This window comes from Bacillus sp. z50, assembly GCF_058313585.1.
Genome location: NZ_JBZFQL010000002.1, coordinates 186,459 through 202,186 on the forward strand (window position 1 = coordinate 186,459; position 15,728 = coordinate 202,186).

18 protein-coding genes are annotated in these 15,728 nt (G+C 37.2%); 3 read left to right on the forward strand and 15 right to left on the reverse strand.

Annotated features, from left to right (window positions below):
• Positions 1-17: 17 nt before the first annotated feature.
• The 13 genes from AC4G3N_RS06735 to AC4G3N_RS06795 all read right to left on the reverse strand — a co-directional run bounded on the left by AC4G3N_RS06735 (position 18) and on the right by AC4G3N_RS06795 (position 11,573).
• A complete protein-coding gene (locus AC4G3N_RS06735; RefSeq protein ID WP_066099931.1) occupies positions 18-797 on the reverse strand; it encodes a LamB/YcsF family protein in 780 nt (259 codons plus the stop codon).
• The gene (locus AC4G3N_RS06740) at positions 790-1,767 is read right to left on the reverse strand and encodes a 5-oxoprolinase subunit C family protein (protein WP_066099934.1); all 978 of its coding nucleotides are present in this window, start codon (positions 1,765-1,767) and stop codon (positions 790-792) included. The genes AC4G3N_RS06735 and AC4G3N_RS06740 overlap by 8 nt, the downstream gene beginning before the upstream one ends.
• On the reverse strand, positions 1,761-2,477 hold the full coding sequence (gene pxpB, locus AC4G3N_RS06745; RefSeq protein WP_140461327.1) for a 5-oxoprolinase subunit PxpB: 717 nt from the start codon (positions 2,475-2,477) through the stop codon (positions 1,761-1,763). The genes AC4G3N_RS06740 and pxpB overlap by 7 nt, the downstream gene beginning before the upstream one ends.
• A 415-nt stretch (positions 2,478-2,892) precedes the next feature.
• Positions 2,893-3,537: a hypothetical protein gene (locus tag AC4G3N_RS06750; protein ID WP_140461326.1), complete on the reverse strand. Its 645-nt coding sequence runs from the start codon at positions 3,535-3,537 to the stop codon at positions 2,893-2,895.
• Positions 3,538-3,952: 415 nt separating this feature from the next.
• Positions 3,953-4,252 carry a DUF2087 domain-containing protein gene (locus tag AC4G3N_RS06755; protein WP_140461325.1) on the reverse strand — a complete coding sequence of 100 codons (300 nt, stop codon included), beginning with the start codon at positions 4,250-4,252 and terminating at the stop codon, positions 3,953-3,955.
• Positions 4,253-4,271: 19 nt separating this feature from the next.
• Complete coding sequence (locus tag AC4G3N_RS06760; RefSeq protein ID WP_066099948.1) at positions 4,272-4,820, reverse strand: nucleoside/nucleotide kinase family protein; 549 nt, start codon at positions 4,818-4,820, stop codon at positions 4,272-4,274.
• 356 nt (positions 4,821-5,176) lie between these two features.
• The gene (locus tag AC4G3N_RS06765) at positions 5,177-5,737 is read right to left on the reverse strand and encodes a thioredoxin family protein (protein WP_491089954.1); all 561 of its coding nucleotides are present in this window, start codon (positions 5,735-5,737) and stop codon (positions 5,177-5,179) included.
• Positions 5,738-5,836: 99 nt separating this feature from the next.
• Positions 5,837-7,228, reverse strand: coding sequence for an FAD-binding oxidoreductase (locus AC4G3N_RS06770; protein WP_139891162.1), 1,392 nt, complete (start codon positions 7,226-7,228; stop codon positions 5,837-5,839).
• Between the two features lie 361 nt (positions 7,229-7,589).
• Positions 7,590-8,444 carry an ABC transporter permease gene (locus tag AC4G3N_RS06775; protein WP_066099955.1) on the reverse strand — a complete coding sequence of 285 codons (855 nt, stop codon included), beginning with the start codon at positions 8,442-8,444 and terminating at the stop codon, positions 7,590-7,592.
• Positions 8,437-9,357 carry an ABC transporter ATP-binding protein gene (locus AC4G3N_RS06780; protein ID WP_139891164.1) on the reverse strand — a complete coding sequence of 307 codons (921 nt, stop codon included), beginning with the start codon at positions 9,355-9,357 and terminating at the stop codon, positions 8,437-8,439. Before AC4G3N_RS06780 ends, AC4G3N_RS06775 begins: the two co-directional genes overlap by 8 nt.
• Before the next feature lie 470 nt (positions 9,358-9,827).
• Positions 9,828-10,451 carry a pyridoxamine 5'-phosphate oxidase family protein gene (locus AC4G3N_RS06785; RefSeq protein ID WP_491089955.1) on the reverse strand — a complete coding sequence of 208 codons (624 nt, stop codon included), beginning with the start codon at positions 10,449-10,451 and terminating at the stop codon, positions 9,828-9,830.
• Positions 10,452-10,579: 128 nt separating this feature from the next.
• A complete protein-coding gene (locus AC4G3N_RS06790) occupies positions 10,580-10,888 on the reverse strand; it encodes a GNAT family N-acetyltransferase (protein WP_306821531.1) in 309 nt (102 codons plus the stop codon).
• Between the two features lie 58 nt (positions 10,889-10,946).
• Positions 10,947-11,573 (reverse strand): NUDIX hydrolase, encoded by a 627-nt coding sequence (locus AC4G3N_RS06795; protein WP_066099964.1) that lies wholly within the window; start codon positions 11,571-11,573, stop codon positions 10,947-10,949.
• 182 nt (positions 11,574-11,755) lie between these two features.
• Between AC4G3N_RS06795 and AC4G3N_RS06800 the strand changes: the two genes are divergently transcribed.
• Positions 11,756-12,172 carry an organic hydroperoxide resistance protein gene (locus AC4G3N_RS06800; RefSeq protein ID WP_140461321.1) on the forward strand — a complete coding sequence of 139 codons (417 nt, stop codon included), beginning with the start codon at positions 11,756-11,758 and terminating at the stop codon, positions 12,170-12,172.
• Between the two features lie 144 nt (positions 12,173-12,316).
• Here AC4G3N_RS06800 and AC4G3N_RS06805 read toward each other — a convergent pair whose 3' ends face one another.
• Positions 12,317-12,589, reverse strand: a complete 273-nt coding sequence (locus AC4G3N_RS06805) for a DNA-binding protein (protein WP_490551768.1) — start codon at positions 12,587-12,589, stop codon at positions 12,317-12,319.
• A 354-nt stretch (positions 12,590-12,943) separates the two neighbouring features.
• On the opposite strand from AC4G3N_RS06805, the gene AC4G3N_RS06810 reads away from it, so the two are divergent.
• Positions 12,944-13,231, forward strand: a complete 288-nt coding sequence (locus tag AC4G3N_RS06810) for a hypothetical protein (protein ID WP_066099970.1) — start codon at positions 12,944-12,946, stop codon at positions 13,229-13,231.
• A 26-nt stretch (positions 13,232-13,257) separates the two neighbouring features.
• Positions 13,258-14,040, forward strand: coding sequence for a membrane protein insertase YidC (gene yidC / locus AC4G3N_RS06815; protein WP_308810529.1), 783 nt, complete (start codon positions 13,258-13,260; stop codon positions 14,038-14,040).
• 145 nt (positions 14,041-14,185) lie between these two features.
• Here yidC and AC4G3N_RS06820 read toward each other — a convergent pair whose 3' ends face one another.
• Entirely contained in the window at positions 14,186-15,673 is a 1,488-nt protein-coding gene (locus tag AC4G3N_RS06820; RefSeq protein ID WP_066099972.1) for an aldehyde dehydrogenase family protein, read from the reverse strand.
• Between the last annotated feature and the right edge of the window lie 55 nt (positions 15,674-15,728).

A 15,728-nucleotide genomic window follows, 5' to 3' on the forward strand; every position in this document is an offset into this window, starting at 1 on the left:
TCTTCCAAAGAGATTTTTTATATCAATTCATTTATGAAACGATCTATTTTTTGAATTTCGATATCTTCTCTTTTTAATGTTTCTGAGATTTGCTTTGCAAATTCCAACGCGTTTTCTCCATCTCCATGAATACAGACTGTATCTGCTTTTATCGTTATCACCTCATCCTGAACGGAAGTAACCCTCTGCTCTTTCACCATACGAACAACTTGATGAATGGCTTTTGTTGGATCTTTAATCAATGCATTGGCTTCCGTTCTGGAGGTTAATGTTCCATCCGCCTGATAAGTGCGGTCTGAAAAAACCTCACTGGCAGCACGTAAACCAATACGTTTGGCCGCCTTCACCAATTCTCCACCGGATAATCCAAATAAAATCAATTCAGGATCGACATCATATACCGCTTCCGAAATGGCTTCGGACAGAGCAACATCCTTTGCCGCCATATTAAATAAAGCTCCGTGCGGTTTTACGTGCTGTAGCTTGCCTCCCTCTGCCTTTGTAAACGCATATAATGCACCGATTTGATAGATTACCAGATCATAGGCTTCCTCAGGACTAACCCTCATTTCCCTGCGCCCAAAACCTATTAAATCCTGAAAACCCGGATGTGCTCCTATTCCAACTCCCTTCGAAAGCGCTAACCGTACTGTTTTCTTCATTGTCGATGGATCGCCTGCATGAAAGCCACAGGCTATATTAGCTGAAGATACATAATTTAGTATCTCTTCATCTCGCCCCAATCGATACTGCCCAAAGCTTTCTCCCATATCGCAATTAATGTCAATCTTATACATATTGTTTCCCCTTATTAAATTTCATCCCAATTCCCCTTTTTAAAATTTTCAGTTGTTTTTCTTGATTAATATAAAGCTGCTGCGCCTCATCCAATGTGACGAATTCAAATTGCAAAGAATCACCTGGTTTTGCCTGGGCAACAACTGGCAAATCAACCGAAATAACTTCTGCTATTTTTGGATAGCCGCCGATCGTCTGACTATCAGCCATCAATATAATTGGTTTCCCATTTGCAGGAACCTGTATCGTCCCAAAAGTGACGGCTTCTGAAATAATCTCTTTCTGCTTAAAAAGTTCAAGCGAGACTCCATCAAGACGATAACCCATTCTATCTGATTGAGGAGAAATTTTATAAGATTGCTTAGAAAAGGCATCTATACTCCTTTTTGTAAATTCTTCAAAATGCCTGCCCTTTAAAACCCTTACCTTTTTACGGCCTTCTGGCTCTATATGCAACAAGTCCGAAGCAAACCACTTCGTGCTAATTACATCCCTCTCAAGTTTTAAAGGACCAGCCCCTAAGTGATCGCCCTTTTGCAAAGGTCTCCCTTTGAATCCCCCTATTTGTGCACGTAAATAAGTGGAATAGCTCCCCATCACTTTTGGAATCTTTATGCCCCCGCGTATTGCTAAATAGGCACGGCATCCTGTCTTAGGCTGGCCGAATGTCAGAACATCCCCTTTTTGAATGTGAATAGGACTTGCCATTTGCATTGGCCTGCCATTTAAAGAAGGGGATAAGTTTCCTCCGCACAAAGAAACTATCGTATTCTCTAAAAATCGTATAGTTGGACCATAGAGGGTCATTTCAATCGTCGGTTCATTTTCATGATTCTGTACCAACAGATTTGCCATTCTATGAGATAACGGATCCATTGCTCCGCCTGTGATAATCCCATATTTTTTAAATCCATACCTTCCTAAATCCTGAATGGAGGTTAACAAACCCGATTTTTCAATTATTAACATTGCCGTTCCCCCTCCAGACTGACATACTCTTCAGGGCTAATTGGTTTAAATTGAACCCGGTCCCCAGCTTGCAATAAAGTGGGTGACGAATCAGTTGGATTAAATAATTTCAGAGGAGTTCTCCCAATCAACTGCCAACCTCCTGGTGTTTCAATTGGATAAATTCCTGTTTGTTCACCAGCAATTCCTACCGTTCCCGGGGGTATATTTTGTCTTGGCGATTTTCTTCTTGGTGCTGAAATTTCCTTAGACATTCCTCCAATATAGGGGAATCCAGGTGCAAAACCAAGCATGTATATAAGATAATCACCACTTGAATGAATCTCAATAACTTCCTGTTCAGTTAAATAATTATATTTAGCCACATATACTAGATCCGGACCGTATTCTCCGCCATAGCAAATTGGAATTTCCACTCTTCTTTGTTCGTTTTTAATTGATGGTTGAAGACGGTCTAGCAATCTTTTTAATTCACTAGTGATTACTTCATATGGTAGCCGACTTTCCTGAAATGCTCGATAAACATATTCAGGAGAATAAAATAAGGTAAGTGTTGTATACGCGGGAACCACCTCAATCAGCCACTCAGGTTGCTCACTTTCCAATATGTTGCTTATCTTTCGGACAGAGTTATAGGTCTCTTCATCTATCTCTTTGCCAAATTCAATTAAAATTGCTCGGTCTCCAAGTGGATGTAACGAATAATTCAACTACCATCCCTCACCTTCCATCCCATTCAAGAGAAATATGTAATGTTTTGTAGGAATAATAAAAATCTCCAGATATTCCATTATTATACTTTAAGTGTTTGAATTATTAAAATATTTAAATTATCACCATTTATAATCTACTCCATTCGTTATCGTTGTAATTATCCTTACTTCAATTCAATTCTTCTGTTGATAAACTGAACCAAGATAATATCGAACAAGATAGTATGGCAATGATCATTCTTAACAGCAAGAAAGCGAAGTCCTAAATGAAAAAGTAAAAAAGACAGAGAAATAATCTCCCTGTCTTCAATCTTAATATTCATACGTTAATGGCATCATAAACCTTTATTCGTTTAGCCCGACCAAAACTAACCTCATAAAAGCTCAACATAAGCTTTTGATTTTAAAGGATTTACACATTACTTGAAGAGTAATTCAGTTTAAAGATGGAAAGTTCCTTCTCAATCTCGCTATCTATTAACACTTCATTTACTGTATCCTCTTTTGGATTAAGTTCTTTATAGGACTCTTTATCGATAATTTCCCTTTTAATCCGTTCAATATGCTTCTTGCAGTTCCCTCTGTCTAACTTTTCAGAAATCACCAATTCCTGTAATGCTATTTTCTGTTTGATAATAAAAGCTTCTCGATTGCTTTTATCATTATCTAAAACACAAAGGGCTTTATTTAGCCTATATTGATATTCTTGGATTCTTTGATTATGCATATCTATTATTTCATTCAGACATTGTAATTTCTGCTGTTCCTTAACTTTTTCTCGAATCATTTCCCTGGCAGCTGTATCTTTCTTATGATCCACATACTGTGTGACTAACTTATTTATACTTTCAATTCGAATAAGCTTGTTCGATTGTTTCATATCCAAGTAATGACCGATTTCTATATGCTTTGCTAATGCTAACTTTAAAATTTGAATGTTCTCCTCTAAAATTTTTATAGCATCATCTAATATTTGGCGGTAATCGTTCAATTCTTCAATAAATAACTCTTTATCTGTTTTGAAAAATCGGGTTATCTTTTTTAATAAGTTTTTCATGCTACCTCACCCTTAGTTGTATAATTTATATAATTAGTTATCCGATACCCTTTTTCGTCGGTCAAAAGAAATGATTGCCGTATAATAATCATATTATGTAAATAAACTTTTATTTCATGCAGTATACTTGTATTATGATTACAAAACCTACTAATCAAATTAGTTTCATTATTACACTCATAGTATAAATATACACTTATTTCAGTTTATCAATCCACTATTTGTTTTCAACTAAACTGCTCTTTAACAGCATAAAAGAAGACCGTCAATTTGACAGCCGTGGACTTTCGCTATAGTTTGATAGAATACCGGTCTCCAAAGGGTGAGACTAAATAGTTCATCATTCAACATAATTTAAATATCCTATTATCCCCTAACATTTTTGCTTGGCTTGCTCAATATAAATTTTATCCATTTAATCTTCTTTTATCCAATATTCCGAACAATCCTTGCTGCGATTCATAAATCCATACACGATAAGCTCTCTTCTAATTGTTGCAAAATCACCGTAAATTGTTTTCAATACTTCGTTAATTTCTATTTCTGAATATACTCTCCCCAGTTCAAAACGTTCACTTATATTTTGTAAAATGATCAGCTTTCTTTTCTCCTTACTCGGAAAAGTATCTAATTGACCACTCAAACCTTCTTTAAAATAGGCTGACAAGACCTTTTGCTTTTCCTCTTCTGTTGTTACATAGCGTATATTCACCATGTTTACCCCCTAAAATCAACTATGTTTCTATTTTTTTAGTAATAATATTTACAATCTCATATTCAGGTAATGTTCCATCTACAATGAGGTCAGAAATCGGTTTGATCGTATTCAACATATGAAGATATCCCCTTCTTCCCCAACCAATGTAGTAATTTAAATCCATCATAATCTCCTCAACGGCACCATTTCTAAAATCTCGAGTTAATCTTCGTGCCATGGCAATATCCAGTGGAGTATCAATAAATACTGCAAAATCAATAATTTCCTTCATTTGACTATGTAAATTAGCGAATGGAAAATCTACTATTATGTAATCCAGCGGTTCATTAACTAACTTTTTTATATCTGTAAGAAGCGGTGATAAATCCCAATCATCTGGATTACCTCTATTATCAATCCAATTAATCATGTCATTGGGACCATTAAAATCATAATCATCAAAGGATAGAGTTCCACTATTTTGCAAATTATTTTTCAGGTAAGAGGTGATGGTCGTTTTTCCTCCACCTGAAACAGCAGCAATTGAAATAACAAACGGACACTTTCTTTTTTTATATTTCTCCAATTCAAAAATCCTTTCATATAACCAGCATTCTATTCCTTTGAGTACTTGACTAACTTTGCAGTTCCACCGTCTTTTATTGACTTTGCAATCCTTTCACATTTTTTAATGGCCCATATATAAAAGCAGGTTTCTTCTTGTTGGGAAGCCTGCTCCTTCTGTCCTTTCCAAAAATATTTTCTCTACACATTCAATTATCTAGATTTTAAGTTCCTAATTACCGAAGCCTGAAGTTAAATGATTGTCAAAATTTTACGGCTGGATTCCATTCTATTGAATCATTGAAGCCCGTCCTTGTATGTCGCCTAAGCTTTTCTCGGTGATATATCCTCTTCTAATACTTTTAGATGAATCACTCGCTACTTAATTTCTTTTAACTTACTAATAATGCTATCTGCAATAACATGCCAAGTATCATAATCCACCGTAAATTTATTTACAAATTCTTTGAACATCTCAAGTTGTTTTTCTTTAAAATCAGGGGCATCTACGCTTGGTAACTGTGATTTCAATTCCTCAAAGCTTTGTTGAATTTTAGCAGCGCGTGGTCCCCAGACGGTTAATTCATTTCCATCCTCATCTATGAAAATAAAAATCGGGATCGATCGAGCCGTTCCATTGGTTAAATACTGATCCATTAACTCTAAATTGCTGTCACGCAGGATAAAACGAACGTCGATATTTGTTGCCTCTGCAATACGCAGTAAAATCGGGATATTTACCATTGCATCCCCGCACCAATCTTCTGTCAACACAATAACCTTAATCCCAGTGGGCGGTATAGTTAAAAGCGCCTCTTTACTCTCCCCTGATAGATGGAACGATTCATATACCTTTAGGAGATTTTCTTTATTTGTTTTCATACCATCGATATACTGTTCCGTTGTTAAACCTTTTTCAAACCATTGTTGTAATTCCACCCCTAAAACCCTCCTGTTATCATTATAAAAACTCATCCACCAATACATGTCTCTATCTTAAGAGAGCTATCAAGGTTAAAACAAATTCTACCAATCCATTTATTTCTCTTTCTTTATTTTAAAAATTTTATTTGGGTTTAGAAGATTATCTGGATCTAGTACCCGTTTAATCTTTTCCATCACCAGCAGTGCTTCTCCGTGTTCTTTCTCTTGGTATTTCTGTTTCCCAATGCCGACACCATGTTCTCCTGTACAAGTTCCTCCTCGTTCAAGTGCATACATGACAATCATTTCATTATATTGATCAGCTCTTTTCAGTTCATCAAAATCATTCATATCAATCATTAACAGAACATGAAAATTGCCATCACCGACGTGCCCAACAACACCGCCTGTAAGCATTAACAAATCAAGTGTTTCTCTTGCATGAGCAATAGCACCTGCTAACTCGGAAAGGGGCAAACAAACATCGGTTATCATGAGTTTTTTTCCTGGGTGTCCATGAATATAGGAGTAAGCTAGATTATGGCGAGCTTCCCATAGCTGATTTCGAGCAGCATTATCGGTCTCGAATTCAATACGTTCACAATTGTGAGCCTCCACAATCTCTTTCATAAATTCAACATCTTGCTTTAAGCCCGCCTCATTCCCCTCAAATTCTAAAAATAAGGTTGGCTGTTCCAGATAGGCCGTCTTATTATGAAGGTTTACTTGTTTCATAGAAGGTTCATCTACGAGCTCAACTCTTGCAATTGGAATTCCCGCTTGTAAAATATTCAAGACTGCTTCAACAGCATCACTAACTGTTTTAAAGGATGCTCGCGCTGCCATAATATTTTCAGGAATACCGTACACTCTTAATGTCAATTCAGTAAAACATCCAAGTGTCCCTTCCGAACCAACAAATACACCATTTAAATGATAGCCAGAAGAAGATTTTTCTGCTAAATTTCCTGTATGAATCACTGTGCCATCTGCGAGAACAACCTCTAAATCCCGAACTTGGTCACGCATAATTCCATATTTAACAGATGTTGTTCCACTGGCATTTGTAGCTGCCATCCCACCAAGTGTTGCATCTGCTCCCGGATCTACGGAGAAAAACAATCCGTATTTTTTCAGCTCTTTATTCAACTGAGAACGCGTCACCCCTGGTTGAACTTTCACAAGAAAGTCCTTCTCCCTAACCTCTACTATTTTATCCATAAGAGAAAAGTCAATCATGATTCCATGGTCATAAGGAATAACATGCCCTTCCAAGCTTGTTCCCCTTCCAAATGGCACAATCGGCACTTTATATTGATCCGCTATAGTAATTATCTCCCTCACTTCTTCTGTGTTTGTCGGAAACACTACTATATCAGGCAGACTAGCACGATGATACGATTCATCTATGCTGTGTTGTTCTAAAATAGTATGATTGGTCGTTACTCGGCTTTCTTGAATAACACTTCGCAGAGCAATTAACAATTCTTCAGTGGTTTTGATCAATTTATTCGCCCCTTATTATCATTTTTCCGCGGTATTTGTTAATGGTATTTTTGCTATTTGAATTATAAAAATATACCTTTATAGTAATTCCTCTTACTTTCAATTCTCTCCAACCTCTACCATTATATCAAATATTAGGAAAATATTTGCAATTCACATTCCCTAATATTGATTCTAATTAAAGCTTTAGGGAATAAGAAAGGATCATACAGCTTCGATATAATAATCGAATAAGAGTCATTATTAAAAAATACTGGTTGAGGATGCGGTGAAGGGCAATTTAGCTGGATTAACATGAAATTGATTCAGGAAAAAGATAACTATATTAGTGCATGAAAATAGCAGGAAACTATGTCCCCTGCTAAGATTTCTTTCGTGATACATTCCATACGGCAAGAGCGAAAAATAAAATGGTGACTCCTACCAGGACAAGAATATGCGTGCTGCCTTGGGCAGTAAAGTCACCATATGTCAGCACAACACCCAGTTCTTCTTTAAAACCATCGACTGCAGCACTTGGTGCACCGTCGAATGATATTTTTAAGGGCTCTTCCATAAATACCTGACGAAATAAGACGCCTGCATGGGTGACCGGAAAGATCTTCACAATCATTTGTACAGCATCAGGAAGATTGCCAATTGGTATGTAAATGCCGGTAAGAAACCCGATTAATGTCCCGATAATCGTACTGCCAGTTGCAAATGCATTAACACTTGAAAAGAAGCTAACTAAGAAAAACACCATTGCGCTTGAGGCTAGAACCGATAGGAACATCAACACAATGATTTTTAACATACCTATGAGTGGCAAAAGCTCCCCACCGTTTGCGACAATATATATCTCCGCTAAGACAAAAGTGACCATACACATGATGAGGCCGACCATAAATGAACTGATTACATAACCACCAGCGATTTGATACCTTTTTAATGGCGAAGCATAGAAATCTTTTGCATTGCCATTTGCCCGATCCTCTACCATTGTGCCAAAAGCGCCCATTGTCGTCGTGACAGAGGTAACGGCAAGAAGACCGCCCATAATCCAACTGTCCATTAAGTATCGAGCTTCCTTAATTTCGGTCATGTCCCCTGCAATGGTATCTCCAAGAAAGAGGACATATAAGCCAATGATAATGAAGACGGCCAATAAGGAGAAGAAGACCGCACTTTTATCCCGAAAAAATAGTTTTAGATTACGCTTTGCTAAATTAAACATCAGCACGTATTTCCTTTCCTGTGATTTCGATGAACACGTCATCCATTGTCCCATGCATCACTTCAAAATTTGCAATCAAGGGCTCTGCCAATTTTAGAATCGAGAGGGCCTCTTTTGTATTCGCTATTTTAATGATCATCAGTTGATGCTCGTTTTTGTAACTGATTCCATTGGCTTGAAAAAGCTCATCGAGAGCAGCATAGTCAATCGGTTCAATTTTCAGCATATCTGAGCTATATGTATTTCGCAGTTCATAAGGAGTTCCCTTTGCCACAATCTCTCCATCATCAATAATCATGATATAGTCGGCAGAGGCGGCTTCCTCCATATAATGTGTCGTCAAGAATACAGTCAGCCCCTGATCTCTTTGCAGGTTCGTAATCGTCTCCCAAACACTTCTTCTTGTTTGGGGGTCAAGACCGGTAGTCGGCTCATCCAGGAAAAGAACCTTCGGTGTGTTCACAAGAGCTCTTGCTATATCAGCGCGGCGCCTTTGTCCTCCTGATAATTTTCCGTATGGGCGATCAATAAAGTCCATGACATCAGCTGCAATCGCTGCTTGTTCCACTCTGGATTTGAGCTCCGATTTTGGAATCTGATAGAATTTGGCTCTTGTTAGGAGATTTTCCCGTACAGTCAGGAGAGGGTCGAGCAGACTTTCCTGGAAGACTACCCCGATTGATTCACGGATTTTTGAATCATTTTTAGCAATCTGAAAGCCATTGATGATGATTTCTCCTTTATCTGGCTTCAAGAGCGTGCATAACATATCAATTGTCGTGCTTTTGCCCGCGCCATTAGGACCGAGGAAGGCAAACAGCTTTCCTTGCTCTACATAAAAATCAATATCATTCACCGCAGTAATGTCACCATAGGTTTTGGTGAGGCGGCGTACCTCAATGATTTTTTCCATATAAACACCTCAATTCATATAAATAGGCAGATTAGAATGTTTTTTCGTTGGAGAGTTTTAAAAATAGGGTCAATTTGTAATATTTAATTATATTATAGCTCGGATAGAAGCAATTTGGCGATGGAATATATGCGGTGAAGTGAACATTCTATCCTGATTAAAACATATATAGACTGGATTTACAGATTGAGGGAGAACTTCGAGATATTTACACGACAATATGGATGCAAAAAGCCGTACCTGTATTAAATAAACCGATTAATGATGTAAAACCACTCTATAATTATGTAAAAAGGTATATGAATTAACGCGTCATTTCTTTAAATAACGAGAACAGCCACTTCCTTCCTGGAGGTGGCTGTTTTACAACTCAGAATAAATTATACAAAAGCAACATCCTTACGAAAACAGTCTTATTTTTACTGTGGCGAAAGAATAAGATTACTATCAGAGAGTAACAAAAAAATTGCTTAATATAATCTGGTTGTGTAACCCTCCTTTAATCGAATTTCAATGTCTTCAGCTCTTGTTTTCAATTGGCTGGCATGCGCTGCAAGTATCTTTGAAGCTTGAGGAAGAGAATTTTTATCTGGCCACGTTGTCGGGTTCCATAATTCTGATCTAATAAATGCTTTTGCACAATGAATAAAGCATTCCTCTACCTTAACCCCAATACCGATGTTTGGTGTCTTTCCATTAACACCTAAACACTCAAGCAAGTCTGGATCTTTTACTACGTACCCTTTTCCATTTACACGGAGGGTTTCACCCAAGCCTGGAATAATAAACAACAAGCCTACTCCAGGGTTCATTAGAAGATTGTATAGGGTGTCCATTCTTTTATTGCCTCTCCGTTCTGGAATTATCAAATAATTTTCATCCAATATTCGAACAAATCCAGCTTGGTCTCCCCTAGGTGAAACATCTAAATTCCCGTTTCCATCCGTTGTACCAATAAACACAAACGGAGATTTGCTTATGAAATGAACACAATGATCATCCAATCGTTTAATCACTTTATTTTTTACTAGTTTACTTGGTTCTCCTATCAGAGCACGCAGTTCATTTGCCTCCGTTATAATCTGTTCAAACATTGTATTCCCCCTTTTTTATTTAACCAAATAGGTTTCAGCCAACTCCTGATTCAAATAGCGGGCCATACCTGTTTTCAATGGGTAAAATCCGCATTTTTTATAAAATTCCTCGTTTCCGACTGTCGAAATTAAGTGGATACAAGATACGGATTCAATTGTGTTAATAGAGAGTTAATAATTTCCTTAGCTACTCCATTACCCTGTTCGTCTGTATGGACTACGAGATCATAAATCGCACCATTAAATACACCATCTGATAGCGCTCTTCCAAAACCAATTAGTCTATCTTCTTTAAAAGCAATGGCCACATGCGTGCTTACTGTGAATACTTGATTAATCATTTCAATTGTATGCTTATTCCAGCCCACAGATTGATAGACTTGCTGCATAGACTCGGCATATATTGAGTTATAATTTACTTTGATTTCTATGTCCATTCCGAGATTCAGTTGACTATGCTACCGATCGTTTATCTTTTCTAAGCACTTCCTCGATTTAAGCTTTCCGGTTAGAGCAAATAGCTTCTGCCACGCTAACAAAATACTGCTTAGAATGCGGTACAAACCGGTCCTTACTTATTGTCTCCTTAAACCAGGTTTTACCTCCGCTAGAATCCTGCTTATAGCCTTCAATCTCCAAATGATCTGAATCTCCATTGTAAAAAGAAATAAAATCATATAATCGAGCTTTTGCCATTCCAGATACTTCTTCCGGCTGCAGGATAAAAGTCTCCATAGGTTCTGTCATTTCATAAAGAAAAACATGACTTAATTCATGGTCTTTGATTGTCTCTGTTTCTATTACATTAGGAAACATACCAAGGCTGTTTAGTTGATCATAGGTAACATTTAATCCAAGTTCCTCATTAACTTCTCTTACACCATCAGCTACCGTTTCATTTGAAAGAATATGTCCCGCTGCAGTTATATCGTAAACATTAGCAAAATCTTTTTTTAAATGACTTCTAAGTTGAAGATACATATATTCTTCATGATTTTCTTTTCCAACCACATAACATTGAAAGGTTTGATGCCAATATCCTTTATTATGGACTTCATCGCGTGTGGCTACCCCAATCGCGGAACCTGATTCATCAAAAATAGTTAGCATTTCTGTTTCCATACATATACACACTACTTCCCATAAATTTACTTTCACCATTATTATATACCTAGCTTTTCTATGTAGTCTAGATAAAAAAGGAAATATTTTCATAATGATTAATACCTATTCTTTTGACAATCTGTTTAATAAAACCAAAATAGGGAAAAGTGCTATATATCATTAATTAAGGAGTTGGTTTGATGGAACCATTATATACAGCAACCGTCACATCCACAGGCGGTCGTGAAGGACATGTAAAATCTGAAGACGGGATTATAGATTTAGATGTGAGGCAACCAAAAGCATTGGGAGGTAGCGGAGAACAAGCTGCAAACCCAGAATTACTGTTTGCAGCAGGATATGCTGCCTGTTATGACAGTGCATTAAACCTCGTATTACGTAAGGATCGAAAAAAAGTAGATACAACGGTCACGTCTAATGTAACGATTGGTAAAGATGAAGAAGATGGCGGTTTTAAACTGGCTGTCCGCTTAGATGTCTCTATCCCTGGTTTGGATAAAGAAGAAGTTAAAAAATATGCTGATATGGCCCACCAGGTTTGCCCTTATTCTAAAGCAACGCGAGGAAATATTGAGGTAACCATTATTACGGTGTGATTACTTACTTTCTATATAAGTATTTTTATAGGATAGAGTCTATTCGCTTATAAATAACAAAACAAACGACTGGGAAACCAGCCGTTTGTTCTTTTTTTACTTAAACCGTCCGTTTAACTGCTAAAATTCTTGGATGAAATCCATTCAATTAATTGTTTTAGGATAATAGGTAGTTCCGTTTAATACCAGCTTAGGGACATCCTGATGTTCAGTCAATAAAGCCTTTATTTCATTCCTATTTAATTTAAAAATATAGGCTAGGTCACTCTCTTTTAAAAACACATTGTAATCAATTACATTTTTAGACTGACGAAAATTTATGAGTCCTTTACCTATGTAATGCCCCAATAAAGCTAATCCAACCCCAATACAAAATAGCCCAAAATTTATTCCTGCACCTGATATATCTATTTCCAAATCTATCTCCCCCTTCTTTAATTCTAGTAAACATAAAGAAATTTCCCTTCGAATTCTGACTCTTTTATATGCATCTATATTTATTCGATTAAAATATTGTTAAATCCTTTTATTAAACTTTATTTTGATCTTGCTGCATAATGATTAAGGTAGCTAACACCTTTGTTTATATAAGTAAATATCAATCAAAAAAAAAACTGTTCACCTCTCAGCTAAAACTTTATTCCCTTCTTATTCGTCTCTTCTCACTTAAAAATAAGAGAACTTCTTCTATCCCTGGCATTCATTTAATGGTATAGTATCCATAACAAATCACTTCATAATTTGAAAATCTTAAACGGAGAGTTGCCAGCCATGATAGGATTATTAATTGAATACGATTATGATGTCATACAGCAGACATTAATAATTGCCTTTTTATTCTCGGTTGTCTTTCCGTTAGCCGCCTTATTCATAGTGCATAAGCAAAATAAAGTCCTTTTCAGTAACCACTATGAAGAAGGAACGAATCAACCGATTTTAAAAAGCAATAAGAAACAGCCAATTATAGATAAACGCCATATTCAACGCTTTTTCACTTTATTTCGTATTAAGGTAAACCCCGGAGATAAAGAAAGCAGCCATTTCCATCCCATCGTATAAACAAATACATGATCGGAGGAAATGGATTGAAAAAATTAATAGGTGTTTTATTCGCAGGAATGTTGTTGAGTGGATGTTCAGCCAATTCTAACGGAGACGGTTTTTTCCAACACTTTATTGTCTCTCCCTTATTATCCTTACTGGAATTTAATGCAGATCTATTTCAGGGGAATTATGGGCTCGCCATTATTTTGGCTACGTTGCTGATTAAATTATTGCTCATGCCGTTGACTGTTAAACAGTATAAAACTCAAGCTGATATGAAACGGAAAATGGAAGTTTTAAAGCCTGAGATGGAAGCTATACAAGAAAAATTAAAACAAACAACTGATGCAGCGAAGAAAGCAGAAATTCAACAGGAAATGATGCAGCTTTATCAGAAGCATGGCGTAAATCCTCTCAATATCGGATGCTTACCAATGCTGATTCAAATGCCGATATTAATGGGATTCTATTATGCCATTAGGGACTCACATACAATTGCAACCCATGACTTCCTTTGGTTTAGTCTTGGCGAGGCGAACATGATCATGGCGTTAATTGCCGGATTGATTTACTATCTCCAATTCAAAGTCAGCTCAAGCCAAATGCAGCCTGAACAGCAGAATCAAATGAAATTAATGGGACTCTTGTCACCTATGATGATTATGTTCATTTCTTTTTCGGCTCCGGCTGCTCTTCCGCTCTATTGGATAACAAGCGGAATCTTCTTGATCATCCAGACATTCGTTTTACAAAGTATCTTTAAACAGGAAGAACCAAAAGACCTTCCAAAAATTCAAACTGAGCCATCTTTAAAGAAAAGCTAAGCTCTTAATAAATAAAATCACCCCATAAAAGACAGACATAGCTCTGACTTTTATGGGGCTTATTTATGCTCTTATTTAACTGATTAACCAAATAAGGAAAAACAGTGTGATTACCGTCCATAACCACACTGCTTTCTTAAAGATCTTAGTCCATATTAATCCATACACTCTTCACTTCTGTGTAGTTATCGAGTGCATAGCTTCCCATTTCACGACCAATACCGGATTGTTTGTACCCTCCAAAAGGAGAAGCCGCATCAAATGTATTATAGGTATTTACCCATACCGTACCCGCTTGTAACTTATGTGCGATTTGATGAGCCTTTTTCAAGTCCTGTGTCCAAACACCTGCCGCTAACCCGTAGTTGCTGTCATTGGCTTTTTGTATAAGATCATCAATATCATCAAATGGCATGGCCGCTACAACAGGTCCAAATATTTCTTCTTTTGCTATTGTCATGCTATGGTTTACATCTGCAAACACGGTCGGTGATACAAAATAGCCTTTATCAAATGGAATATCCCCTCCAATTAACACTTCGGCTCCTTCTTCAACACCTTGGTCAATATATCCTTTTACCCTGGACTGCTGCTGGGCGGAAATAAGCGGGCCCATCGTTGTATCTTCTTCTAACCCATTACCCTGTTTAATATCCTTGGCACACGTTATTAAATCAGAAACGACATTATCATACATTTTCTTTTGGACATATAAACGGCTGCCTGCACAGCAAACTTGCCCCTGATTGAACATGATACCCATTAATGCACCCGGAACAGCCTTTGATAAATCTGCATCCGGAAGAATGATATTCGGCGATTTTCCTCCAAGTTCCAATGTTACGCGTTTCAGCGTATCAGCAGCTGATTTCATAATTTGTTTACCCACCTTAGTCGAACCCGTAAAGGCAATCTTATCGATCATTGGATGATCGACCAATGGTTGTCCTGCTGACGGACCATATCCTGGGACAATATTGACGACTCCATCCGGGAATCCAGCTTCACTAATTAGTTGTGCCAGGTATAATGCAGAAAGAGGTGTGTTTTCTGCTGGTTTTAATACGATTGTACACCCGGTAGCAAGTGCCGCTCCGAGTTTCCAGGCAGCCATTAATAATGGGAAATTCCACGGGATAATCTGCCCAACCACTCCAACTGGTTCATGTTTTGTATAATTAAAAAAATTACCGGCTACTGGGATGGTTTGTCCCATGATTTTAGTCGACCAACCTGCAAAATAGCGGAAGTGTTCAATGGCTAATGGAATATCTGCATTAGATGTTTCACGGAAAGGCTTCCCGTTATCCAATGTTTCCAATTGAGCCAACTCCAGCTTGTTTTCTTCCATTAAATCTGCCAATTTGTATATTAAACGACTGCGTTCTGCAGCATTCATTGTTCTCCATGGTCCTTGATCAAATGCTTTACGTGCAGCTTTGACAGCTAAATCAATATCTTCAGATTGCGCTTCTGAAATCACAGCCAAAACTTCACCAGTAGCAGGATTCATTGTTTCAAATGTTTTACCAGATACTGAGTCTACGAATTCACCATTCATATATAACTGTTTTGTACCTTTTAGAAACTCTGCTAATTTGGGACTAATATTAGAGCTTATAGTAGTGGTCATTTAATTCCCTCCATTTATATCCATCATTTTGTGAACGCTTTCAGTATATTCCATC